General features: G+C 68.5%; 21 protein-coding genes. 9 read left to right on the forward strand and 12 right to left on the reverse strand.

The window, feature by feature from the left end:
- Position 1 precedes the first annotated feature (1 nt).
- From EV668_RS16840 to EV668_RS16875, 8 genes are all read right to left on the reverse strand, one after another.
- Positions 2-988: a D-2-hydroxyacid dehydrogenase family protein gene (locus EV668_RS16840; protein ID WP_133772206.1), complete on the reverse strand. Its 987-nt coding sequence runs from the start codon at positions 986-988 to the stop codon at positions 2-4.
- 285 nt (positions 989-1,273) lie between these two features.
- Positions 1,274-2,239: an ABC transporter substrate-binding protein gene (locus tag EV668_RS16845; RefSeq protein WP_133772208.1), complete on the reverse strand. Its 966-nt coding sequence runs from the start codon at positions 2,237-2,239 to the stop codon at positions 1,274-1,276.
- 18 nt (positions 2,240-2,257) lie between these two features.
- A complete protein-coding gene (locus tag EV668_RS16850; protein ID WP_245513278.1) occupies positions 2,258-3,088 on the reverse strand; it encodes an ABC transporter permease in 831 nt (276 codons plus the stop codon).
- Positions 3,085-3,876: an ABC transporter ATP-binding protein gene (locus EV668_RS16855; protein ID WP_166652521.1), complete on the reverse strand. Its 792-nt coding sequence runs from the start codon at positions 3,874-3,876 to the stop codon at positions 3,085-3,087. Before EV668_RS16855 ends, EV668_RS16850 begins: the two co-directional genes overlap by 4 nt.
- Positions 3,877-4,011: 135 nt before the next feature.
- The gene (locus EV668_RS16860; protein ID WP_133772212.1) at positions 4,012-4,938 is read right to left on the reverse strand and encodes an NAD-dependent epimerase/dehydratase family protein; all 927 of its coding nucleotides are present in this window, start codon (positions 4,936-4,938) and stop codon (positions 4,012-4,014) included.
- Positions 4,935-6,989 carry a hydantoinase B/oxoprolinase family protein gene (locus tag EV668_RS16865; protein WP_166652522.1) on the reverse strand — a complete coding sequence of 685 codons (2,055 nt, stop codon included), beginning with the start codon at positions 6,987-6,989 and terminating at the stop codon, positions 4,935-4,937. The genes EV668_RS16860 and EV668_RS16865 overlap by 4 nt, the downstream gene beginning before the upstream one ends.
- Positions 6,990-6,999: 10 nt before the next feature.
- A complete protein-coding gene (locus EV668_RS16870) occupies positions 7,000-9,015 on the reverse strand; it encodes a hydantoinase/oxoprolinase family protein (RefSeq protein WP_133772216.1) in 2,016 nt (671 codons plus the stop codon).
- A 14-nt stretch (positions 9,016-9,029) separates the two neighbouring features.
- Entirely contained in the window at positions 9,030-9,818 is a 789-nt protein-coding gene (locus tag EV668_RS16875) for an enoyl-CoA hydratase-related protein (RefSeq protein ID WP_133772217.1), read from the reverse strand.
- A gap of 103 nt (positions 9,819-9,921) precedes the next feature.
- Between EV668_RS16875 and EV668_RS16880 the strand changes: the two genes are divergently transcribed.
- The 9 genes from EV668_RS16880 to EV668_RS16920 all read left to right on the forward strand — a co-directional run bounded on the left by EV668_RS16880 (position 9,922) and on the right by EV668_RS16920 (position 18,366).
- Positions 9,922-11,067, forward strand: coding sequence for a CaiB/BaiF CoA transferase family protein (locus EV668_RS16880; RefSeq protein ID WP_208111565.1), 1,146 nt, complete (start codon positions 9,922-9,924; stop codon positions 11,065-11,067).
- A 48-nt stretch (positions 11,068-11,115) separates the two neighbouring features.
- Positions 11,116-12,291 carry an ABC transporter substrate-binding protein gene (locus tag EV668_RS16885; protein ID WP_133772222.1) on the forward strand — a complete coding sequence of 392 codons (1,176 nt, stop codon included), beginning with the start codon at positions 11,116-11,118 and terminating at the stop codon, positions 12,289-12,291.
- Positions 12,292-12,300: 9 nt separating this feature from the next.
- Positions 12,301-13,179, forward strand: coding sequence for a branched-chain amino acid ABC transporter permease (locus EV668_RS16890; protein ID WP_133772224.1), 879 nt, complete (start codon positions 12,301-12,303; stop codon positions 13,177-13,179).
- Positions 13,179-14,198, forward strand: a complete 1,020-nt coding sequence (locus EV668_RS16895; RefSeq protein ID WP_133772226.1) for a branched-chain amino acid ABC transporter permease — start codon at positions 13,179-13,181, stop codon at positions 14,196-14,198. Before EV668_RS16890 ends, EV668_RS16895 begins: the two co-directional genes overlap by 1 nt.
- Positions 14,195-14,980, forward strand: coding sequence for an ABC transporter ATP-binding protein (locus tag EV668_RS16900; RefSeq protein ID WP_133772228.1), 786 nt, complete (start codon positions 14,195-14,197; stop codon positions 14,978-14,980). The genes EV668_RS16895 and EV668_RS16900 overlap by 4 nt, the downstream gene beginning before the upstream one ends.
- Entirely contained in the window at positions 14,964-15,668 is a 705-nt protein-coding gene (locus tag EV668_RS16905) for an ABC transporter ATP-binding protein (RefSeq protein WP_133772230.1), read from the forward strand. Before EV668_RS16900 ends, EV668_RS16905 begins: the two co-directional genes overlap by 17 nt.
- A gap of 59 nt (positions 15,669-15,727) precedes the next feature.
- On the forward strand, positions 15,728-16,705 hold the full coding sequence (locus tag EV668_RS16910) for an aminopeptidase (protein ID WP_133772232.1): 978 nt from the start codon (positions 15,728-15,730) through the stop codon (positions 16,703-16,705).
- On the forward strand, positions 16,705-17,451 hold the full coding sequence (locus EV668_RS16915; RefSeq protein WP_133772234.1) for an SDR family NAD(P)-dependent oxidoreductase: 747 nt from the start codon (positions 16,705-16,707) through the stop codon (positions 17,449-17,451). The genes EV668_RS16910 and EV668_RS16915 overlap by 1 nt, the downstream gene beginning before the upstream one ends.
- Positions 17,452-17,619: 168 nt before the next feature.
- On the forward strand, positions 17,620-18,366 hold the full coding sequence (locus tag EV668_RS16920) for a glucose 1-dehydrogenase (protein ID WP_133772236.1): 747 nt from the start codon (positions 17,620-17,622) through the stop codon (positions 18,364-18,366).
- A 39-nt stretch (positions 18,367-18,405) separates the two neighbouring features.
- Here EV668_RS16920 and EV668_RS16925 read toward each other — a convergent pair whose 3' ends face one another.
- The 4 genes from EV668_RS16925 to EV668_RS16940 form a co-directional block, all read right to left on the reverse strand.
- Entirely contained in the window at positions 18,406-19,233 is an 828-nt protein-coding gene (locus EV668_RS16925; RefSeq protein WP_166652523.1) for an SDR family NAD(P)-dependent oxidoreductase, read from the reverse strand.
- A gap of 57 nt (positions 19,234-19,290) precedes the next feature.
- Positions 19,291-20,433 (reverse strand): alpha-hydroxy acid oxidase, encoded by a 1,143-nt coding sequence (locus EV668_RS16930; RefSeq protein ID WP_133772240.1) that lies wholly within the window; start codon positions 20,431-20,433, stop codon positions 19,291-19,293.
- A gap of 69 nt (positions 20,434-20,502) precedes the next feature.
- Positions 20,503-22,023, reverse strand: coding sequence for a murein biosynthesis integral membrane protein MurJ (gene murJ / locus EV668_RS16935; protein ID WP_133772243.1), 1,521 nt, complete (start codon positions 22,021-22,023; stop codon positions 20,503-20,505).
- Positions 22,024-23,043 (reverse strand): glycosyltransferase family 2 protein, encoded by a 1,020-nt coding sequence (locus EV668_RS16940; protein WP_133772245.1) that lies wholly within the window; start codon positions 23,041-23,043, stop codon positions 22,024-22,026. It lies immediately after the preceding gene.
- Positions 23,044-23,050 lie beyond the last annotated feature (7 nt).

Here is a 23,050-nt window from a genome sequence, read left to right on the forward strand (position 1 = left end):
CTCAGCGCGGGCGTTCGCGCCCGATCACCTCCGGATTGAGGACGTTCGTCGGCGCCCCGGCGAGATAGGCCTCGATGTTGTCGAAGCTCGCCTTGAAGAAATGCGCGAAGGCGTCCCCGACGACGTAGCCGAGATGAGGGGCCAGGACGACGTTCGGCAGGGTGCGGAACGGATGATCGGCCGGCAGCGGCTCGACATCGTAGACGTCGAGCCCGGCCTTGATCCGGCCCTCCTCGAGCGCCTGCAGGAGCGCGGCCTCGTCGATCAGCGGGCCGCGGGCCGTGTTCACCAGGATCGCTCCCGGCTTCATGCGGGCCAGATCGTCCCGCCCGATGATGCCGCGCGTCCGATCCGACAGCGTCAGATGCACCGAGACGATATCGGCGGCCGCGAAGAGTTCGTCCTTGCCGACGAGCCGGGCGGAGCCGGCCACTGCCCGCTCCGGCGTGAGGTTCGGGCTCCATGCCGTGACGTCCATCCCGAAGGCCCGCCCGACCGCCGCCACCTTGGAGCCGAGCTTGCCGAGGCCGACGATGCCGAGACGCGCACCCATCAAAGGCATGCCCATCCGTCGCCCCTCCTGCCAGCCGCCCCGACGCATCGCGGCATCGGCGGTGGGGATGTCGCGGGCGCAGGCCAGCATGAGCCCGACGGCGAGCTCGGCGGCCGCCTCGGAGGCCGGGCTCGTCGTGAAGGTGACGACGATGCCGTTCTCCGTGCAGGCCTTCGCGTCGAGTGTGGTCGTCCTGTGCCCCGTCATCGACAGGAGCTTGAGCCGGGGAAGCCGCGCGATCAGGGAGGCCGGGAAGGCCGTGCGCTCGCGGATCAGGCTGATGATGTCGAAGTCGCGCAGGGCCTCCGCCGCGTGGTCTTCGCTCCGCCAGGGGTCGCGGAAGACGACCGTCTCGGCATCGAGCCGCGACCAGTCGGCCGAGGCCAGGGCCGTGCCCTGGTAGTCGTCGATCAGCGCGATCCTGGCCCGGCTCATGTCGATCTCCCCTGTCGACGCGCGACGGGGTCTCGTTGAACCCTCCGCTCGGAAAAGACCAGTCCCGGAAAGGTCGGAAACCCCGTTCGCCGAGCCGATGTCAGGCAGGACGTGCCGTGATGGATCGCGGCCGCCTCGATGCCGGCACGGTGCTCGCGATGTCGGCGGCCGGGCCGAGACGGCAAGGGGCAGCCGTCAGGCGCGTTCTTCCCCTCCGGCCGTCCGGGGCGACGGCGCCGCCCCGGACTTGACTGGCGATGCCAGGATGATCGGGCAAAGCCGCGATCAGTTCTTGGCCGGGAGGGTGTAGGTCACCTTCTCGGGCCGGACTTTCCTCAGCAGGTCGGGATAGACGAACTTCTGGAAGTCGACTTCCTTGGCGAGCTTGCCCATGTCCTTGAGCTGCTTCTGGATCACGATGAAGTTCGAGAGGGATTCCTGATCGAGACGCACGTCGAAGCGCAGCTTCGGCATGAGTTCGCGGGTCAGCTCCTTGTCGAGCTTGAGGAAGGTCGCGACATAGTCAGCCGCCTTCTCCGGGTCCTTGTTGATCAGATCGGTCGCCTCGACCATCGACTTCATGAAGGCGACGGCCGGTTCGGGGTTCTTCTCGGCCCATTCCTTGTTGACGTAGATGTAGACGCGCGGCGTCAGGATCTCGCCCTGGGGAACGATCACCTTCGCGCCGGGAACGGCCTTCGTGGCGCGGGCGAGCCAGGGCTCCCAGGCCGTGAATCCGTCGATGTCGCCACGCTCCAGCGCCGCGACCATCTCGGGGGCCTCGACCTGGATGATCTTGTAGTCCTTCGGATTGAGCTTCAGCTTCTCGACCATGCTCAGCCAGAAGACCTCGCTGCCGGAGCCGCGGGCGATGCCGAGCTTCTTGCCCTTCATGGATTCGAGGTCCGGCACGCCCTTCGCGACCATGCCGTACCATTGCTTCATCAGGTCGCCTTCGGCGGCCACGACGACGTTCGGGTCGAGATTGTGGTTCTGGATTCCCGCTCCTTCGGCCCCGAAGGCCGACTGGACCTGGTTGCGGACGAGGAACGAGACCATCGCCGAGCCGCTCGGGCCGGTATTCACGGTCACGTCCAGTCCGTTCTTCTCGAAGATCCCCGAAAGCTTGGCGACGTAATAGGCCGAGAAGCTCGGATCGACGCCGGTCGCGATGGTCATCTTGGTCTGCGCGAGGGCCGGCGTGGCGAGCGCCATGAAGCCCGCAAGAGCCGCACCCAGTAATCGCTTCATATCAAACTCCTTGTGAGGTCAGGCGACGGGAGAGAAACGGCCGGCGAAGCGCAGGATGCCCCACCGGAAGAGGCGGTCGAAGGTGAAGCCGAGGATGCCGAGCGAGAGCAGCGAGACGAAGATCTCGTCGACCAGCATGTAGAGCCGCCCGTTCCAGAGCATCACGCCGAGGCCGTCGCTGGCCGCGATCATCTCGGCGGCGACGATGGTGGTGAAGGCGTTCGCCATCGCGAGGCGCATCCCGGTGAGGATGAACGGCACGGTCGCCGGCAGGGCGACGAGGTAGAAGATCTGAAAGCGCGAGGCTCCCAGCGCCTGCGCGGCGCGCAGCTTGTTCTTCGACACCGTCGCGACGCCGGATGCCGTGTTGAGCGTGACGATGAACACGGTCGCGTAGATGATCAGGAAGATCTTCGAGTTCTCGCCGATCCCGAACCAGATCACGGCGATGGTGATCATCGCGACCGAGGGGATGAAGCGCAGGAACTCCGTCCAAGGCTCGATCATCTTGCGGGCGAAGGGAACCGTGCCCATCAAGAGCCCGATCGGAATGCCGATGGCGGAGCCGAGCACGAAGCCGATCGCGATCCGCTGCAGGCTCGCGCCGATCTGCTCGAACAGGACGCCGCTCGCCGCGAGTTCGCCTGCCTTGGCGAAGACGGCGGCCGGCGCCGGAAAGAGCACCGACTGCACGATGTAGACCGAGGCGATGTGCCAGGCCACGAAGAGCATCAGGAAGCCCAGGAGATAGGGCAGGACCGCGGCGATGGCCTGGAAGCCGGCTCCGGGTTTCGAGGGCGAGGCTCGGTCGGCCTCGAAGGGCGCCGCCCGTGTCGCTTGCACGCTCATGCCGCTTTCCTTCCGTAGGAGCTCGCCTTGGCGACCTCGTCGCGGATGTCGCTATGGACCTGCTGGTAGTAGCGGCCGTAGGCCGGGTCGGCGCGCTCCCGGTCCCCGGTCATCTCGATCGGGATGACGCTCTTGAGCGTTCCCCCGGGCCCTGCCGTCATGACCCCGACCCGCGTCGAGAGGAGGATGGCCTCGTCGATGTCGTGGGTGATGAAGACGATGGTCGTGCCGGTCGCGTCCCAGATGCGCCGGAGCTCGCGCTGCATGATCGAGCGCGTCTGCGCGTCCAGCGCGCCGAAGGGCTCGTCCATGAGCAGCATCTTCGGCTTGTTGGCGAGCGCCCGCGCGATCTGGATGCGCTGCTTCATCCCGCCGGAGAGTTCGGCCGGGAATTTCTCAGCCTGGCCGTTCAGTCCGACGAGGTCGAGATAGTCGAGCGCCGTCGCGCGCCGCTCCTTGGCCGGAACGCCGCCGACGCGCAGGCCGAACTCGATATTCTGAACCGCCGTCAGCCAGGGATAGAGCGAGTCGTCGCCCTGGAAGACGACGCCGCGGTCGCGCGACGGGGCGCGGACCGCCTGTCCATCCAGGAGGATCTGCCCTTCGCTCGGCGCCTCGAACCCGGCCAGCATCGACAGGATCGTCGTCTTGCCGCAGCCTGACGGTCCGAGGAGGCACAGGAAGTCCCCGCGATCCAGGGTCAGGCTGAAATGCTGGACGGCAATGGAGCGGCGGCCCGATAAGGCCGCGTACCATTTTCCAACGTCGCGTAGCTCGACGAATGCCACGTTCGGTTCCCCTTGTTCTGAACGCGCGGACACGATGGGATGCCACCGGTCCGGCGGGCTCCGGTGTCCGGACGCCTTGCGTGTACAGTATACAAAAAGGATACCAGTTTGCCGGACGGCGCAAGGCCGGACGGCTCAGGAACTTCGGCTGGGGCGCTCCCTGACCCAGGCCGACGTGCGCGCGGCGCCTTCCGCGAGCCCTGTCCGGGGCTCGAAGCCGAAATCGCGGCGCGCTGCCGCGATGGATAGCGGGCCCAGCCGGAAGGTGTTCCAGGGCATGCCCGCGGGGTCGGCCGCGACGGATGCGTTCGGCAGCACCGAGCGCACGGCGGCGGCGATCTCCTCCAGGGACTGCGCCCGGCCTGGGCCGATATTGTAGGCACGCTGCCTCAGATCGGTCGCCCGAAGAACGGCGAGCACGGCAGACAGCACGTCGTCGATGAAGACGTGCTGTCGTGACACACCCGGCTCGTCGCGCACGAGCGTGGTCCGCCCCGCCAGGGCGTCCTCCACCAGCGTGCGCATCAGACAATCCGTCGTGCGGCCGGGGCCGTAGCAGGAGGCGACCCGCAGGGAGACAGCATCGACGCCGTGTTCCGCATGGAAGGCCTCGATCAGCGCGTCGCCGGCGGCCTTGGTCGCCCCGTAGACGGTGTCGGGCCGCAGGACCGTAGCCTCCGTCACGGGGGAGAGGTCCGGCTGGGCGCCATAAGCCATCACGGAGGAGAACCAGACGACCCGCGCGATGCGATGGATCCGCGCCGCTTCCAGCAGCGCGACGAGACCCGCGAGATTGATGTCGCACAGCCGAGCCGGCGCGTCGCGCATCAACATCGGGCCCGAGATGCCGCCGGCATGGACCACATGCGTGATCCCGAAGCGAACGAAGGCCTCGTGCCAGCGATGCGGATCGGGCAGCGAATGCGAGAGAAACGGGATGTCGAGCCCCGCCGGCGGGACGTGATCCATGCCGACGACGTCCCGCCCCTGTGCGAGAAGGGCGCGCGCGATGGCCCCTCCGATCAGCCCGCCGGTCCCCGTGACGAGAACCGGGCCGGTCATTCGGCGGCCACGGCGAGGCCGACCGCCGGGCGCGACCGCGCATCGAGCCGCCTGATCTCGATCGGCTCGCCGGCCGAGGCGAGGAGGATGGCGAGCCCGGCCTCGTCGAGCGGCACCGTGCCGGGGCTGATGCCGGAATCGAGCCGGACCCAGCCGCGCAGGGCGGCGGCCTTGCGGGTATCGAACTCGACGATGTCGTCCTCCTCGACATCGAGCTTGGCCGCGTCGCTCGGATGGAGACGGCAGATGCGGCGCTTCGAGACACGCCCGGCCTCGAACCCGTCGGCGACGGGGACGGCCCGGAAGCTGTGGCGCGAGCCGACGAGGCGCTTGCGCTGCGCGGCGGTCGCGACCCCGTCGACCTCGCCGCGCTGGTCCAGCACGACGCCGTAGAGGTGATAGGCGGCAGCAGAGGAGACGTAGCCCTCTCGGACGTCTTCGGCGACGCGCTCGGCAGGGCGCTCCGTCGGGTCGCCGTAGCCGCCGCCGCCAGCCGAGCGGATCACGACGGCTCCGTCCCGTTCGACCGGATGGCCGGCGATCTTGCCGGGCGTGTCGAAATCGAGCATCTCGCCCTCTCTCTCCGTCCAGGCTCCGACCGGGCAGCCCGGCATTCCGCCCAGCACCCCGAAGGCCGGCAGGACGGCACCGTCCGACAACAGCGAATAGCGTGCCTCGGGAGCGAGGACGCGGATCACGCGCTCCATCGAGCAACCGCCCCGGGTCGTGCCCGCACCGCCGGAATCCTGCGAGACGCGAGAGCTCTCGACGAGAAGCGGCATGCGCATCTCGATGACCTCGGAAGATTGCACCGTGACGAGGTCGCCCCAGTCGATCGGGGCCATCACGTCCGGGCCGTCATTCTCGGCGAAGCCGCCATTGCCGCCGGCGGACCACTCGTAATGCACCCATTCCCGCCCCGTGACCGGATCGTAGCCGCCGAGGAGATTGTGGAAGGAGGTGCGGCAGAGATCGCCCGCGACCTTGTCGGGCGCGACCTGGGACAGGGCGCCGACCATCGTCGCGATGACGCGCTTCCTGATCTCCCCGTGCGAGCCGGCCGGGGCCGGGCGCTGGACGTTCACGATCGAGCCGGGGGGCGCGATCACCTCGATCGGTCGGAAGGAGCCTTGGTTGAGAGGGGCTGCCGGATCGAAGATCGACTTCACTGCGATGAAGACCGAGGCGGAGGAGACGGCCGCGGTCGAATTGACGGGGAAGGGGACCTGGGGGGAGGCGCCGGTGAAATCGGCGATCATCCGGTCGCCTTCGATCTTCAACGTCAGCGGAAGAAGCAGAGGCTCGAAGCGGCCTCCCATATAGGTCTCGAGATAGTCCTCGTAGCGATACTCGCCGTCCGGCAGGGCCGAGATGCAGGCCCGCATGCGCGCCTCGGCCCGGTCGAGATCGATGCGCACGGCCTCGAGCAGCTGATCCACCCCGTATTTGTCGCAGATCTCGCGGATGCGCATCTCGGCGACGCGGCAGGCGGCGAAGCTGGCATTGAGGTCGCCCAGCCGCTCCTCGGGCAGGCGCATATTCGCGAGCAGGAGTTCGAACGCGGCCTCGTTGTGCCGGCCCTCTTCGAGGATCTTGATCGGCGGGATGCGGATGCCTTCCTGGTAGATCTCGGTCGCCTTGCCGGACATGCTGCCCGGCACCGCGCCGCCGACATCGGCCCAGTGGGCGCGCACGGCGGGGAAGAAGATCAGCCGGTCGCCTGCAAAGACCGGGTAGATGACGGTGACGTCGTTGAGATGGGTCCCGCCCGTATAGGGGTCGTTCACGAGGATGGCGTCGCCGGGCTTCAGCGTATGGCCGAGCTTCTCCATGGCGACCTGCACGGTCCAGGGCATCGGCACGACATGCGAGCCGATATCCTCGGATTGGGCGACGACCTGGCTGTCGGGCGCGAAGAGGCCGCAGGAGAAGTCCTTGGCGTCATAGATCGCGACGGAGCTCGCGGTGCGGCACACGGTGGCCCGCATTTCGCGGACGGCGGAGATCAAGGCCTGGGTCAGAACCTCGAGCGTGATCGGGTCGATGGTCACGGGATAGCCTTCAGATGCGGGAGAGGACGAGGCAGCCGACGGGATCGAGAGCGGCGCTCCAGCCCGGCGGCACGACCGTCGAGGCACCGTCCTCCTCGACGAGGGCCGGCCCGGAGAAGGTGTGGCCGACGGGCATCCTGTCCCTGGCGAGGACGGGCACGTCGCGCGCCGCGCCGCCGAAGGCGATCGGACGGCGGCCGGTCTCGGCAGCCTCGGCGGAGCGGCCCTCGGCGCGAACCTGCGGGAGGGTCAGCTTCTCGGACAGGCCCCAGGCGGCGACACGGTAGCTGACGATCTCGACGGCGGCGGCGGTCAGGCCGCCGTAGCGGGCGCGATAGACCTCCGCGAAGGCCTTCTCGATCTCGCCGATCTCGGCGACGTCGAGAGCGACCGGCACGGAAAGCTCGAAGGACTGGCCGGAATAGCGCATGTCGAGGCTCGCGACGAAACGGTGCCGCTCGGCCGGGAAGCCGGCCTGGTCGAGCTCCTCCGTTCCCGCGGCGACCAGGTCCGCGAGGCGCGCGCGGACATCGTCCGCCGTGACCTCGGCGGTGCGCGCGATCCGCGTCTGGACGAGGTCGCGGCGCAGATCGGCGATGAGGAGGCCGAGGGCCGAGAAGTTCCCCGGCAGCGGCGGCACCAGGACCTGCCGCATGCCGAGTTCCTCGGCGATGGCGGCCGCGTGAAGGGCGCCGGCTCCGCCGTATGGCAGGAGGGTGAAGTCGCGCGGATCGATCCCGCGCAGGATCGAGACCTCCTTGATGGCCATGGCGAGCTGGACCGTCGCGATCCTCAGGATGCCGTCGGCCATGGCCTCGGTCTCGAGACCGACGTCCTCCCCCAGGCGTCCGACGGCCGAACGCGCCGCCTCGAGGTCCAGCTGGATCTCGCCGCCGAGCGGCACGTCGGTGCCGATCCGGCCGAGCACAACGTTGGCGTCGGTGATGGTCGGCTCGGTGCCCCCGCGCCCGAAGGCGGCCGGGCCGGGCATGCTGCCGGCGGAGCGCGGGCCCACCGAGAGCACGCCGCCGGCCCGGCTCGCGATGGAGCCGCCGCCGACGCCGACCGTGTGGATGTCGATCTGCCGGATCTTGACGGGGAAGACGCCGACCCGGCCCTCGGTCGTCATGCCGTATTCGCCCCCGCGCAGCAGGCAGACATCGGTCGAGGTGCCGCCCATGTCGCAGGTGATGAGGTTCGGATAGCCCGCGGCCGTGCCGATGGCGCTCGCCGCGATCACGCCGCCGGCAGGGCCGGACAGCATCGACAGGATGGGCAGGGCTTCGACGCGCGAGGCCGGCAGAGAGCCGCCATTCGACGTCATGATCGAGACGTCGGCGCGCAGGCCGGCATTCCGCAACTGCCCGCGCAGACGTCCCACATACCGGCGCAGGCGCGGCGCCACATAGGCGTTCAGGGCGGTCGTCGAGAACCGTTCGAACTCCCGGTATTCGGGCAGGACCTCGGCCGAGGTCGCGACCACGACGCCGGGAAGCCGTTCGAACAGGATCTCGGCGCATCGCCGCTCGTGCGAGTCGTCGGCATAGGCGTTCAGGAAGCAGATCGCGACCGCCTCGACACCGTCTGCGGCCAGACGCTCCGCGACGGCATGGACGTCGTCCTCGTTCAGCGGGGTCTGGACCGAGCCGTCGGCCCGCCGGCGTTCGCGGACCTCGTAGCAATCGGACCGGCGCACCAGGGGGCGCACGGGCGGAGCCTTGATGTTGTACATCACGGTCCTGTTGCCCTTGCCGACGACGAGCACGTCCTTGTGCCCGGCCGTCGTCACGATCGCGAGCTTTGCCCCGTCACGCTCGAGCGCCGTGTTGGTCGCGACGGTCGTGCCGTGGACGAAGCGCGTCAGCGCCTCCGGCGCGAAGCCGAGGCGGCGGATTCCGGTCAGGATGCCTTCCGACTGGTCCTTGGGCGTCGACGGGGTCTTCAGGATGCGGATGTCCTGCGCCTCCTCGTCGAACAGGACGAGGTCCGTGAACGTGCCTCCGACGTCCACTCCGAGCCATGTCATCGCAATGCTCTCCGTTACCGTCCGACGAAGACGGGCTTGCGTTTTTCCATGAAGGCCTGGCGGCCCTCGGCGTAATCGGCGCTCGCGATGCCGGCATCGATCACGGCATCGATCTCCGTGCCGCGCGCGGCGGCGCTGCCGTCGGCGCAGGCTTCCAGGATGAGCTTCGAGCCCTTGAGGGTCAGCGGCGCGTTTTCGGCGAGAGAGAGTGCGAGATCGCGGGCGGCCGCCAGGGCGTCCGTTTCGGCCGCGATGTCGAGCAGCCCCATCCGGACGCAATCGTCGAAGCCGAAGGGCCGGCCCCCGTAGAGGACGCGCTTCGCGTTCGCGAGGCCGACCTGACGGTAGAGCAGATTGCAGTCGAGCGGGCTGTAGATGATGCCGAGCCGGGCGGCGGGGATGCCCATCTTGGCAGTCGGGTCGCCGACACGGATATCGCAGGCGAGGGCGAGGCCGCAGCCGCCGCCCATCGCATAGCCGGAGATTGCCGCGATGGTCGGTCCCGGCCAGTCGCGGATCGCGATCGTGGCCTCTTCCGTCGCGTGCTCGTAGACGCGGCCCGCTTCCACATCCGCCCGGACCTCGGCGAATTCCGAGATATCGGCGCCGGCGCAGAAATGCCCGCCGCTTCCGGTGAGGATCACGGCCCTCGCCTCGGGGTTGCCGGCGAGCCCTGAGAAGATCTCGCTGAGGCGCCGCCACATGGCCAGGCTGACCGCGTTCCGCTTGTTCGGCCGGTTGAGCCTGACTTCGGCCACCCCGTTCGCGAGCGAAAGCTCGATATCCTCGCCGTGACTGCTCATCAAAATCGCACTTTCGTGACTTCGGCCTCTTGAGTCCCTCCTTCTTATGAGGGATGATCATTCGTGTACAGTATACAAAATGCACCAAAAAACGGGGTCGTTGATGGGCGCTCTTTCCGGGCTCGTCGTGCTGGATCTGTCCTGCCATCTGTCCGGTCCGTATTGCGGCATGCTGCTCGCGGACCACGGCGCGGACGTCATCAAGATCGAACGCCCCGGCGGGGGTGACGAGGCGCGCGGGATGCCGCCCTTCGTGGGCGGCGAGAGCGCGCCCTTCATGCTGTGGAACAGGAACAAGCGGTCGGTCGCGCTCGACCTGAAATCCGAGGACGGCAAGGCGGCGTTCCGCGCCTTGGCCCGGACGGCCGATATCGTCGTCGAGAACTTCCGGCCCGGCACGATGGCGCGCCTCGGCTTCGGCTACGAGGAGCTCGCGGCGATCAATCCGAGGCTGATCTACGGTGCGATCTCAGGCTTCGGTCAGACGGGTCCCTATCGCGACCGGGGCGGTTTCGATCTCGTCACGCAGGGCATGTCGGGGCTCATGAGCGTCTGCGGACCCGCCGATGGGCCGCCTCATCGCCTGCCCATCGCGATCTCGGACGTGGCGGCGGGAATGCATCTATGCGTCGGCATCCTGAGCGCGCTCGAGGCGCGGCATCGGACCGGAAAGGGCCAGTTCGTCGAGGTGTCGCTTCTCGAATCGGCCCTCTCCTATGGGGTCTACGAGGCGGCTCACGTCTTCGCGACGGGTGAGAAGCCGCCGCGGATCGGGCAGGCCCATCGCGGCTCCTCTCCCTACCAGGTCTTCGAGACGGCCGATGGCTGGATCACCGTCGGGGCGGCCCAGCAGAGCTTCTGGATGTCGCTCTGCGCGATCCTCGACGCGCCCGAACTCGCCGAGGATCCCCGCTTCCGCGAGAACAGCGACCGGGTCGCGAACAACGCCGAACTCGTCGAGGTGCTGAGCGCTCATCTGCGCAAGCAGGGCTCGGCTCATTGGCTCGCGGCCCTCGACGCGGCGGGCATCCCGGCCGGGCCGGTGCTCGATTTCGACGAGGCGCTCTCCGACCCGCAGGTTCTCGCGCGGGAGATGGTCGTCGAGACCACCCACCCGAAGGCCGGTCCGATGCGGACCTTCGGCGTGCCGGCAAAGCTGTCGATGACGCCGGGCGGTGTCGCTCGCCCGGCTCCGGCACTCGGCGAGCATACCGACGAAGTTCTCGCCTCGATCAACGAGCCCGCCTGAAACCGGCAGACCTCTTGCTTTGGCCTGTTGCCACCTCTGGAGATACCGATGAGCCGATTGTCGATCCGTGCCTTATGTGTCGCCAGCGTTGGACTCGCCTGCTTGTCGCCGGCCCTGGCGCAGGCGCCGGGCGTCAGCGCCACGAGCATCAAGATCGGCACCTTCGGTGCCCTCACGGGCCCTGGGTACCTCTACGGCAAGCTGCCGATGAACGGTGTCGAGGTGGTCTTCGACGAGATCAACAAGGCGGGCGGCATCCACGGCCGCAAGCTCGAACTCGTCCGGGAGGACGATCGCTGCGATCCGGCCTCCGCCATCGGCGCGACGCAGAAGCTGATCTCGCAGGACAAGGTCTTCGCGATCGTCGGCGGCGGCTGCAGCAACCCGACGCTCGCCGCCCGCGAGACGATCGAGAAGGCCGGCACGCCTTTCGTCGTCTTCGCCTCGGTGCATGACGGCATCACGACCCCGCCCGCGAAGAACATCTTCAGCGTCGCGACGACCTCCACCATCGAGAGCCAGGCGCAGGTCCAGTTCGCGCTGAGCGAGGGCGCCAAGAAGATCGCCGTCGTCTCGATGCGCGATGCCTGGGGCCGGGCGCGCTACACGCCCCTCATGGAGACGCTGAAGGCGAAGGGCGTGAAGATCGTCGCCGACGAGGAAATGACACCCGATTCCAACGACGCGACGGCCCAGGTGCTGCGGCTCAAACAGGCCGGCGCCGACGCCATCCTCATGGTCCTCTATCCGAAGCCCGCCGCGATCTTTGCCCGCGACGCCAACAAGCTGGCCTTCCGTCCTCTCCTGATCGGCCAGACGGGCATCGCCGATCCGGCCGCCTTCGAGGATCAGGTCGGGGTTCCGGGCGCCACCGCCAAGTTCCGGACGATCTCGATGGTCCGCTACACGCCGGAGGACCCCGCGGTCGAGAAGTGGCGCAAGGCCATCGAGACGAAGTTCCCCGGCGACCGGCTGTCCGTCTACAACCAGTTCGGCATCGGGGCCGCTCAGGTTCTCGCGGAGGCCATCCGCCGCGCGGGGCCGGACCTGACGCAGGAGAAGGTCGTCGCGGCCCTCGCCGGACTGAAGGACTTCAACGTCGACGTCTATCCCGGTCCGATCTCCTGCTCGGAGACCGATCACCGCTGCCACAAGAGCCCGAACTGGATCATGAAGGAGCCCGGTGGGCCGGTGAAGGTGCTCGGCGCCACCCGGGTGGAGTGATCCGCCTTGATGATGCTCTCCTACATCCTGCTGAGCGGGGTCACGACGGGGGCGCTCTACGCCCTCGTCGCCCTCGGCATCGTGATCGTCAACAAGGCCACGGGCGTGATCAATTTCGCCCAGGGCGAACTGTTCATGTTCTCGGGCTTCCTGGCCTGGGCGCTGCACGTGCAGTTCGGGATCGGCTATCCGCTGACCCTGGTCCTCGCGATCGCGGGCGGATTCCTGCTCGGCGTGATGACGGACCGCATCGCGTTCCAGCCGCTCAAGAACGTCGACGTCGTCAGCCTGGTCCTCGCGACGGTCGGCATCGCCTTCATCCTGCGCGGCGTCGCCCGCGTGATCTGGGGCGGCAAGGGCGACTACCTGACCTTCCCGCCCATCACCTCGCCCGAGCCGATCATGATCGGTGAGATCATGATCATTCCGCAGCAGCTCGCCGTCCTCGCGGGCGCGGTTCTGATCATGGCGCTGTTCTGGCTCTTCTTCCGCTATACGCGCGCCGGCAAGATGATGCAGGCGACGGCCGACAACGCGAAGGCCGCGACGCTCGTCGGCATCCGGACGGACCGCATCTACGCGCTCGCCTTCGGCACCGGCACGGCTGTCGCCGCGGCCGCGGCCGTGCTCGCGGCGCCGCTGACGCTTCTGTACCCGGATATGGGCTTCTCGTTCTTCATCAAGGGCTTCGCCGCGGCGGTCCTCGGTGGGCTCACGAGCCTGCCCGGCGCGATCCTGGGCGGTCTCCTCGTCGGCATCGCGGAGGCGCTCGCCGGCGGCTACATCGCGTCGAGTCTCATGGAGGTCTCGGGCTTCGTCGTCATCATGCTGGTCCTCGTGATCATGCCGTCGGGCCTGCTCGGCGCGCGCCGGCTGAGGAGGGTGTGATGGCCTTGTTCGGACGCCGAAACGTTCTGCTCGTTCTGCTCGCGGTCGCGCTCGTCCTGCCGGCCGTGGCGAACAGCTACCAGCTCTATATCGGCAACCTCGTCCTCATCTACACGCTGCTGGCCATCGGCATGAACCTGCTGCTGGGCTTTGCCGGGCAGCTGGCCTTCGCCAATGCCGCCATGTTCGGCATCGGCGCCTACGGGACCGGGCTGCTCCAGGTGCATTTCGGGCTGCCCTTCGCCATCGCGTTTCCCGCCGGGGCGTTGATCGCGGCCGCGGTGGGGCTCGCGATCTCGTTCCCGGCGCTTCGCCTGAGCGGCCTCTATCTCGCGCTCTCGACCCTCGCCTTCGCGCAATTCACGCAGTGGATCTTCCTGCACTGGGAAGGCGTCACCTTCGGCGCGGGCGGCTTCAAGACGCCGCAGATCTCCTTCGATCCGCTTCCCGTCAGCAAGCCGGTCGGGCTCTATTATCTGAGCCTCCTCGTCGCGGTCGCGCTCTACATCTTCGCGCGCAACCTCGTCGCCTCGCGGGTCGGGCGCGCCTTCGTCGCGGTGCGCGACGGGGAGGTCGCGGCGCAATCCCTCGGCGTCGACCTTCTGCGCACCAAGGCGCTCGCCTTCGGCATCAGTGGCTTCTATGCCGGCGTGGCGGGCGGGCTCTACTCGCAGGCGCTGAACTACGTCTCGCCCGAGGGCTACGATCTGTTCCAGATCGTGCTGCACAAGGCCATGATCGTCGTCGGCGGCATGGGGTCGGTCGCGGGCTCTCTGCTCGGTGCCGGCATCATCATCATCGTCCTCGAATTGCTGCGGGCGGTGAAGGGGGCGCAGGAGATCGTCTTCGGAGGCATCCTCCTCGTCTTCGTGCTGTTTCTCCGGGGCGGTCTGATCTCGGTCATCCAGCGCTATGTGAAGGGCTGGGACGAGCCTCTCCATGCCGCGCCGCCACGGCGCGACGAGCCTCCCCCGCTCGCCGTGCCCGCGACGCCGGTCGCAGAGAGGGCCGCGCCATGACCGCACCTGCTCTTCGCGTCGAAGGCGTCTCGGTCGGGTTCGGCGGCGTCAGGGTCCTCGAGGGCGTCGATCTCGACGTGAAGCCCGGCGAGATCCGCGGTCTCATCGGCCCCAACGGCGCCGGCAAGACGACGCTCCTCAACGTCATCTGCGGCATCCACCGTCCCGATGCGGGCCGCGTCCTGCTCGATGGCGTGCCCATCACGGGCAAGAAGCCGAGCAGCATCGCGCAGCTCGGTCTCGGCCGGACCTTCCAGACCTCGCAGCTCTTCCGCGGCATGACGGTTCTCGAGAACCTGATGGCCGGGCTCTATCGCCGGACGACGACGAACGTCCTCGCGGCCGGGCTCAACCTGCGGAGCCACCGCGAGGAGGAGGAACGGACGGAGGAGGCGGCCCGCAAGGCGCTGGAATTCGTCGGCATGGCCCAGTTCGCCGATCGCCCCGGTACGGCGCTCTCCTTCGGCCAGCAGCGCGTCGTCGAGATCGCCCGCACGCTCATCAGCGAGCCCCGCGTCGTGCTTCTCGACGAGCCGGCCGTGGGACTGAGCCTCAATCGCCTCGCCGAATTCGACGCTCTCCTGCGCCGCATCCGCGACGAGAAGGGCGTCGCTCTGATCCTGATCGAGCACGTGATCCGCCTCGTCATGGACGTCTGCGACCGCGTGACGGTGCTGAGCTCGGGCCGGCGGATCGCCGAAGGCGTTCCCGACGAGGTCCGCAACGACCGGCAGGTCATCGAAGCCTATCTGGGGAAAGAGCTCCGTGCTCGACATTCGTAATCTCAAGGTCTCCTACGGCCTGACGCAGGTGCTGCGGGACGTCAGCTTCTCGGTCCCCGAGGGCAAGATCGTCGCGCTGCTGGGCGGCAACGGCTCGGGCAAGACGACGATGCTCAACACGCTGACGGGGCTCGTGAAGCCCGGCGGCGGCTCGATCCTGTTCCAGGGCCAGGAATGCGCGGGGATCGATGCGAGCGACTTCGTCAAGCGCGGGGTGGTTCAGGTGCCGCAGGGGCGCGAGGTCTGGGCGTCGATGTCGGTCGATGACAATCTCGAACTCGGCGCCGCGACCCGGCACGACCGGGCGGGCATCAAGACCGACCTCGCCGAGATCTATGAGCTTTTCCCCAAGCTGAAGGTGCATCGGCGCCGCAATGCGGGATCCCTCAGCGGCGGGGAGCAGCAGATGGTTGCGATCGGCCGCGCGCTGATGGCGAGGCCGAAATGCCTGCTGATGGACGAGCCCTCGGCCGGGCTCGCGCCGTCGATCGTCGCCGACATGGTGGACACGATCCTCGCCCTGAACAAGCGGGGTCTCACGATCCTGCTCGTCGAGCAGAATATCGGGGTCGCGGCTGCCGTCGCCGAATATGCCCACATCCTCCAGAGCGGCGAGATCGCCTTCTCGGCGCCTGCCCCCGGCCTCGTCGATAACCCCGCCGTCCTCTCGTCCTATCTCGGCCGCTGAGGGTCGAGCGATCCTCCGCCGCCCGTCGGGGCCGGCCGGTCCAATCCAGGGAGATCCCAATGCTCGAAAAGCTCGCCATGATGCGGTCGGTCGGCAACATTCTCGACAGTTGCCTCGCCATCAAGCCGAAGGAGCAGCTTCTCGTCCTGACCGACACCGACAACCTGCCGACGGGCCAGCTCTTCGCGCTCGCGGGCGAGGAGCGGGGTGCGGAGACCATCCTCCTCGTCATGAAGCCGCGCACCCGGCACGGCGAGGAGCTTCCTTCGATCATCGCCGATGCGATGAAGGCGGCGGACGCGATCGTCGCGCCGACGACCTTCTCGGTGAATCACACGAATGCCCGCAAGCGTGCCAGCGATGCCGGCGCGCGCCTCATCTTCTTCCCCGGCAGCCAGGAGGCGATGTTCACCGACGGCAGCCTCGATATCGACTTCGTGAAACAGGCCGAGATCATCATGCGGCTCTCGCGGGCCTTCGATGCGGGCAGCCGCGTGCGGGTGACGAGCGATGACGGCGCGACCGATTTCTCGATCGACATCCGGGGCCGCAAGAGCGTCCCGCAGACCGGCATCTGCCACACGCCCGGCACGATCTCGCCGCCGCCCTGCATCGAGACTGCGGTCTCGCCGATCGAGGGCTCGACCGAGGGCGTCGCCGTCATCGACGGCGCGGTGGTTCCGGGCGGCGAGGTGCTGGAGCCCTTCAAGCTCACGCTGTCGGGCGGGCGCATCGTCGACATCGACACGTCGGGCAAGGACGGCCGGAAATTCGCGTCGCTCATCGAGAGCTACGGCGACGACAACATGTATTGCCATGTCGAACTCGGCATCGGCCTGAACCCGAAGGCCAAGATCGGCCGCGGCATCGAGCTCGAGGACGAGGGTGAGTTCGGCACCCTCCATCTCGGCATCGGCAACGGCATCACCTTCGGCAGCACCATCCGGGCCGTCGGCCATATCGACCTCGTGATCCGCCATCCGATCGTTCAGATCGACGATGTGATCGCCCTGAAGAGCCGCGAGGTTCTCGTCTGATGGAGGCGTCGGCCTTCGCGCGCGACCTCGATTTCACCGGGAAGCGGGTTCTCGTCACCGGTGCCGCGAACGGCTTCGGCCGCGCCATCGCGGAGCTTTACGTCGAACTCGGTGCCGAGGTCGTGCTCGCCGATCGGGAGCCCGGCCCCCTGGCCGAGGTCGCGGGCCGGCTCGGCATGGCCTCGCAGCTCTACGACCAGGCCGACCTCGCCTCGATCGAGCGGCTGCACATGGCGGTGCGCGAGGTCGACATCCTCGTCAACAATGCCGGGATCATGGTGGCGAAGCCGCTCCTCGACACCTCGCCGGCCGAGTTGCGCGCGATGATCGACGTCGATTTCGTCGGCGTCGTGCGCCTCATGCAGCTCTTCGGCGGCGGAATGGTCGCGCGGGGCAAGGGCGTCGTCCTCTCGATCGGCTCGCAGACGGCCTTTGCGGGCGGGGAGGGGCGCGGCGTCTATGCCGCGGCCAAGGCCGCCATCTCGCAGATCACCCGCTCGGCGGCGGTCGAATGGGGGCCGCGCGGCGTGCGGGTCCTCTGTCTCGCGCCCGGCCGCTCGATCACGCGCATGACCGAGGTGACGCGGACCGCCGCGTCCGGCGACCGCGGCATCGCGCGCGTCCCGCTGGGCCGCTGGGGCACCGCCGAGGAGATCGCCAAGATGGCGGTCTTCCTGACGTCGGACGCCGCGTCCTACATCACCGGCGAGACCGTCATCGCCGATGGCGGCTTCGTCATCGGCTGAGCGAAGGGCACATCGGCCTGTCTCTAAACCGCAGGCAGGGGCTTCCCAGCGCGGCACTGCCCGTGGTGAATCGCGTGTCCCGCCGTTGCGCTTCTCGAGGCGACGCGACGGGACAGGGCGTCGTCAGGCCGGCCGGCGTGACGACCAGAACACGCGACGGGAGAAACCATGCGGCTCAAGGACAAAGTGGCGATCGTGACCGGAGGCGGTTCCGGTTTCGGCGAGGGGATCGCGCGAAAATTCGTGGCGGAGGGCGCGCGTGTCCTGGTCGCGGATATCGATGGCGCGAAGGCGGAGGCCGTGGCGGCGTCGCTGGGCGATGCGGCCGTCGCCCGGACGACCGACGTCAGCCGGGCCGAGGACATCGCGGCGGCGGTGAGTGCCGCGGAGGAGGCCTTCGGCCCGCTCGACATCCTCGTCAACAATGCGGGCATCTCCTACACGATGCAGCCGTTGGAGGAGACCGACGAGGCCCTGTTCGACCGGGTGGCGGGCGTCAATATGCGCTCGATCTATTACGGGGCGCGGCAGGTCGTGCCGCGCTTCAAGGCGCGCGGCCGCGGCGTGATCCTGAACGTCGCCAGCACCGGCGGCGTCAGCCCTCGGCCGAACCTCGTCTGGTACAATGCCTCGAAGGGCTGGGTGATCACGGCGACGCGCGCCATGGCGGTCGAGCTCGCCTCGTTCGGCATCCGCGTCGTCGCCATCAATCCGGTCGCCGGAGAGACGGCGATGCTGGAGACCGTGATGGGCGGATTCACGGCCGAGAAGCGGGCCGCCTTCGCCGGAACCATCCCGCTCGGCCGCTTCTCGACGCCGTCCGACATCGCGGACGCGGCCTGTTTCCTCTGCAGCGACGAGGCGTCGCTGATCACGGGCGTCGCTCTCGACGTCGATGGCGGCCGCTGCATCTGAAGCTTCGCTTCCGCCATCGAACCATTCGAGGGGGCAGGCTCAGTCCGCCTGCCCCAGCGCGGCGTAGCGCGCGATCTCGACGTCGGAGGGCGGGCCGAGCGAGGGATCGCCGGCCGTGATGCCGCCGTCCACGGGGATGTTCTGCCCCGTCACGAACCGCGCATCGTCCGAGAGGAGGAAGGCGACGACCGGGGCGATGTCGCCCGGCACTCCGAGGCGGCCCATCGGCGTGCGCCGCTCGATCGCGTCACGATAGGGTTTGACGGCAAAGATCTTGGTGGTCAGTCCGGTCTGGACGTAGCCTGGGCTGACGGCGTTCACGCGGATGCCGAGGGGCGCCCATTCGACCGCAAGCGTCTTCGTCAGAAGGCCGACGCCGCCCTTCGAGGCCGTGTAGGAGGCGAGGTTCGGAGCGCCGAACTGCGAGAGCATCGAGGCGACGTTCACGATCGCGCCCCCACGCCCGGCCGCGATGAGCGCGCGGGCGAAGGCCTGCGAGGTCAGCATCGTGCCGCGGACGTTGACGTCGAGGATGCGCTGCCAGTCCGCGGTCGTGACGTCGATCGCGGCGGCACGGACATTGGTGCCCGCGCAATTGACGAGGCCGCTCGCGGGACCGTTTCCGTCGTCCGAGAGGGATCGGAAGAGGCCGGCGATGGCCTCCGGATCGCCGACATCGAGCGCATGCGCCGTCGCCAGGGCACCGTCGTCCCGCAGGCGCGAGGCGATGGCCTCGGCGGCCTCGATGGCGCGATCCGCGAGGACGACCGCATGGCCGCGCTGCGCCATCAGCGCCGCGATCTCCGCCCCGATCCCCGACGCTGCGCCGGTGACGATGACGCGCGATGGCGCCGTTTCCTTGGTCATTCCGTTCTCCCTGTTGTCTGACATCCTCTCGTCCCGTCGTCCGGTCGGCCCGCGCCGTCAAGGACGCGCGGCGAGGATGGACGGTCCGATCTCGGCGACGTCCCGTGTGCCCGTGAGCATCATCGTGACGTCCATCTCCTTGCGGATGAAACCGATGGCATCGCGCACGCCCTGGCGCCCGCCGGCTCCGAGCCCGTAGAGGAAGGCCTTGCCGATCATGCAGGAGCCGGCGCCGAGCGCGAGCGCCTTCAAGACGTCCTGCCCCGTCTGCACGCCGCTGTCGAACAGGATCTCGGTCTCGCCGCCGACGGAATCGGCGATCGCGGACAGGGCCGAGATCGTCGAGCGGGCCCCGTCGAGCTGGCGCCCGCCATGATTCGACACGACGATGGCATCGGCCCCCGCGGCCACGGCCGAGCGCGCGTCCGCGGGATCGAGGATGCCCTTGACGATCAGCTTGCCGGGCCAAAGCCCCCGCAGCCATTCGAGATCCGTCCAAGACAGCGACGGATCGAAGGAATCGGCGAGCCAGGCGGCGTAGCTCTGCATGTCGTCGAGGCCCTTGAGATGGCCCTGGATGTTGCCGAGCCGGAAGCGGCGAGCCTTCAGGATGCCGAGGCTCCACGGGAGCTTCATCGCCATGTCGAGGATCGTGGCGGGCGAGAAGCGCGGCGGGATCGCGAGCCCGGCGCGGATGTCGCGATGGCGCTGTCCCTGGACCTGGAGATCGACCGTGACGACGAGCGCCGAGCACTCGGCCGCTTTCGCCCGCTCGACGAGGGCGGCGGTGAAGCCGCGGTCGCGCTGGACGTAGAGCTGGAACCAGAACGGCTTCGTCGTCGCCGCGCGGACCTCCTCGAGCGAGCAGATCGACATGGTGCTGAGGCAGAACGGAATGCCCTCGTCCTCCGCCGCGAGCGCGGCCTCGATCTCCCCGTTCGGATGGATGAAGCCCGAGAGCCCCGTCGGTGCGACGGCAAGCGGCATCGAGCTCGCCTGTCCGACGATGGTCGTCGCGTGAGAACGCTGCGCGACATCGACCATGACGCGCTGGTTCAGCCCGATCGCGAGGAGGTCGGCCCGGTTCGCCCGGATCGTCACCTCGTCATAGGAGCCGTGATCGACGAATTCGAAGAACAGCCGCGGGATCCTGCGGCGGCAGGCATCGCGCAGATCGGCGACGCAGACGGAACGGGGCATGGCGCTGTGTCCGGAACGACGGGTGTTGCCTCTCCCACTACAGCGCGGCGGCCGGGAATCCAGTGCCTGTCATCGGCCGAGCCGCACGCCGGCCGCCTTCATCGTGCCGACGACGACACCGCCGTAGACGACGAGGCCCGCAAGCCCGAGGACCGCGAGGGTCGCGAGATGCGTCAACGGCCCTGCATGGGGGCCGAGTGCCGCCTCGAGCGGCGCACGGCCGAAGATTCCGATCACGGCGAGGAGCGCGCAGCCACAAGCGACGGCCACCAGCGTCATGACGAGGCTGCGCGAGGGGGCCGTGAAGCCGCGCCGGAGAGCCAGCAGCCAGAGGATCAAGACATTCGTCCAGGCACCGACGGAGGTCGCGAGAGCGAGGCCGACGACGCCCCAATGATCGATCAGCACGATCTTGAGAGCGATGTTCACCCCATAGCCGGCGAAGGAGGCCCAGAGCGGCGTCGTCGTGTCCTGCCGGGCGAAGAAGCTGGCCGTCATCGACCGCAGGATCACCGCGGCGGGAAGGCCGATCGCATAGGCCGAGAGGACGTTCGCCGAGCGCGTGACCGCGGCCGCGTCGAAGGCCCCGCGCTGGAACAGCGAGGCGAGGATGAGATCGGGCAGGATGACGAAGGCCACGGCACAGGGAGCCGCGAGGGCAAGGGTGAGGCCGAGAGCCCGGTTCTGGGCGGCATGGGCGCCGGCGGTATCGCCCCCGGCGATCCGGCGCGTCATCTCGGGCAGGAGGACCGTTCCCGCCGCGATGCCGACCACGCCGAGCGGAAGCTGGTAGAGCCGCTCCGCATAGTAGAGCGCCGAGAGGGCGCCCGTCGGCAGGGTCGAGGCGATGATCGTGTCGGCGAACATCGCGAGCTGGATGCCGGCCGAGCCGACGACGGCCGGCCCGAGCAGCCGGAAGAAACGTCCGATCGAGGCGTCCTTCGCGAGGCGCGCCGGCCGCGGGGCGATGCCGTGGCGCGCGGCGTTCGCCCAGACGAGGATCAGTTCGAGCAGCCCCGCGATGGAGACGCCCCAGGCGACGGCATGTCCCGCGCTCGGGAAGAAGGCGGCGCAGAGAAGGGCGGCGATCATCGAAAGGTTGAGGAGGACGGGCGCCGCGGCAGCCGCCCAGAACCGGTCATTCGCGTTCAGGACGCCCGAAATCAGCGTCACGAGCGTGATGAAGAACAGGTAGGGGAAGGTGATCCGCGTCAGGGTGACGGCGAGATCGAAGGTCGCGGGCGGCAGCCCCGGTGCCAAGAGGCCCACGAGCTGCGGCATGAAGGCGAGGGCGAGGCCGAGCAGGACGATCTGAACGAGGATCATCAGCGTCGCGATGCGGTTCGCGAACAGCATCGCGGTCATGTCGCCCGCAGTCTGCCGGAGGCTCCCATAGGTCGGCACGAAGGCGGAGTTGAACGCGCCCTCGCCGAAGATGGCCCGAAAATGGTTCGGCAGGCGGAAGGCGACGACGAAGGCGTCGGCGATCGGCCCGGCGCCGAGCACGGCCGCCATCACGACGTCGCGGCCGAAGCCGGTGATGCGGGAGACGAGCGTCCAGCCCCCGACCGACAGGATCTTGCGGAACATTCAGACCCCGGGGTTGCGGCGGTCGTCGCGGATCAGAGGCGCGGCGAGCTGGGACAGGCCGACCGTCTCGCCGACGACATAGAGCGGCCGCCGCTTCACCTCGGCGAAGATGCGCCCGACATATTCGCCGATCATGCCGAGCGAGAGCAACTGGATGCCCGAGAAGAAGGTGATCGAGACGATGAGCGAGGGGTAGCCCGCGACGTCGGAGCCGAAGATCAGCGTCCGGAAGGCAAACCAGATCGCGGCGGCGAGGGCCCCGAGCGAGACCAGCCCGCCGATATAGGTCCAGACCCGCAGCGGCACCGTCGAGAAGGAGGTGATGCCGTCGAAGGCGAAGCGGAAGAGCCGCCGGAAGCTCCATTTCGTCGTGCCGAACGCCCGCTCCTCGACGACGAACGGCACGCCGGTCGCGCGAAACCCGATCCAGGCATAGAGGCCCTTCGAGAAGCGGGCGCGCTCGCCGAGCGACTTCAGCACCTGCACGCCGCGGCGGTCGATCAGGCGGAAATCGCCTGCGCCTTCAGGCAGCTCAGTCTCGCCGAAGCGAGCGAAAAGGCGGTAGAAGACGTGGGTGAAGCCGCGCTTCACCCGGCTTTCGCCCGATCGATCGGTGCGCTGGCCGTAGACCATGGCGTAGCCCTGGCGCCACTGCTCGACGAAGGCCTCGATGGTCTCGGGTGGATGCTGGAGATCGGCATCCATGATGACGACGGCCTTGCCGCGCGCATGGTCGAGCCCCGCGGCGATCGCGACCTCCTTGCCGAAATTGCGGCTGAAGGAGACCGCCACCACATTCGGGTCGTCCACGTTCTGGCGCCGGATCGCGGCGAGGGTGTCGTCCGGCGAGCCGTCGTCGACGAACAGGACCTCGTAGGAGGTGACGACGCGGCGGAGCAGCGGCAGGAGACGCGCGCAGAGCGGGCCGATATTGTCGGCTTCGCCGTAGACGGGCACGACGACGCTGAGTTCGATCTCGGCCTCGGCCGGCCGATCTGAAGAGGGGGCTGGGTGTGTCATCGGCAGC

This window comes from Enterovirga rhinocerotis, from assembly GCF_004363955.1.
Taxonomy (GTDB): Bacteria; Pseudomonadota; Alphaproteobacteria; order Rhizobiales; family Beijerinckiaceae; genus Enterovirga; species Enterovirga rhinocerotis.